Genomic DNA, 1,529 nt, shown 5'->3' with positions numbered 1-1,529 from the left:
ATATGCTGCGGAATCTCGGGTAGCTGTGGTGGCGGACTTATCGCCGGCCGCTTCATCCTTACAGCTGCTCACTGCGCGGAAGTTGAAGGTAACATCACCATTTGGCAAGATGTAAACACAGGCTGGGATTCTAATAATAAATACAGTACAACTTACAAACTACACACCGTACAACGTGGTAAGGAATATGCTGAACGTCTAACTTACACTAGGGATATGTACGAGTCTCTTGGTTACATAGAAGTCGATGTAAATGGCGATGGATTTACCCGAAACGTAGACTCTGGACTGCCATATTGGTTTGATTTTTTACTTGATAAAGATTACATCGACGAAGTTCGTAACTACGATACCAACAAAGCCATTGGCACCGAAACGAACAAATCCTTTGAAGACCACCTAGGTAATAAATACAATTTATTCTTAGATTTGGCCATTCTAGAGCTTGAAGAACCAATCCTTCACAACTCTTCATTCGCCCTGGGTTTCATTCGTGATGAGAACTTTCAACAAATTATTCCAAACGGACAAACCTTTACATTTAATGGATGGGGCCAAACTGGTGAAAAACCAGAAAACTATTATTACCCCACAAGACTGATGCAAGGGAAACTTGAACTGACGGCCTCAGAGATGTATGACAACTGCCCTCCTGAGGAGCTATACTGCTACTCGCCATTTAAGCCAACCCTACTATTCACCCACCCCGAAGACGATGGTCAGGGCGTAGGCTCTGGCGACAGTGGCACTCCGATCATTCTAAACAACGTAGCTTATGGTGTCGGCTCAACGGTTTCAATGAGCACACCTTATCAATCGCGCTTCTATGAATTTGCTCCACATAAGCAATTTATCCTCAATGCGATCAATGAAGTAACCACTCCGCAGCTAGATATCATTAAAGTACCTGTTATCGGCAATGGACAAAGTTTCGATTACGTTATCCAAAACTTTACGAATAATATCGCAACCATCGATATCGCCGAATCTGGCTCTGTGATTGCAGAAGGTTACGCAGTGATTAACCATGACTGCAGAACGCAACTTAATTCGTTTGAGTACTGCACGGTGAACATGGACATCCGTAAATCTGGATTTGGATACGGCTCATATACTGGTAAGCACAACTTCACTATCGCTGTTATCAATGGCATTCCTCGAACCACAGCGTTTGACATTCCAAGCGCAACGACCACCATCCCGCTAGAGGACGGCGATTCGCTAAATAATAACGGCACCAACATTAACATCGATAGTAATGGTAACCCATCAGTCAACCTTTCCCACGCTGAAGGATCTTTGTATATCGAGTTCTCTCTAGGAACAAGCAGTACAAAGATATCCGAGGTCAACTACACCGTACGAGATAGCGATGGCACCATCTATGGCCAGTGTGCAAAAGATGCTATTGACGACATCGTGACCTGTGTAATTGAAGGCTCTGAATTGGCAACAGGGTATTCTCATTCTTACACATTTACTCTGTATGAAGGTGAAGCATCAATCGACGGTAACTATTCACCCGCGAG

General features: G+C 44.0%; 1 protein-coding gene. It reads left to right on the top strand.

All coding sequences use genetic code 11. The features are described from left to right. Positions 1 to 1,529, top strand: a 1,529-nt coding sequence (locus tag HW45_RS04755) for a trypsin-like serine protease (RefSeq protein WP_038225307.1), incomplete at both ends; no start/stop codon positions are given.

The sequence above is a fragment of the Vibrio sp. ER1A genome, from assembly GCF_000733315.1.
Lineage (GTDB): Bacteria > Pseudomonadota > Gammaproteobacteria > Enterobacterales > Vibrionaceae > Vibrio > Vibrio mediterranei.
This window is presented reverse-complemented; position numbering and strand designations above follow the sequence as displayed.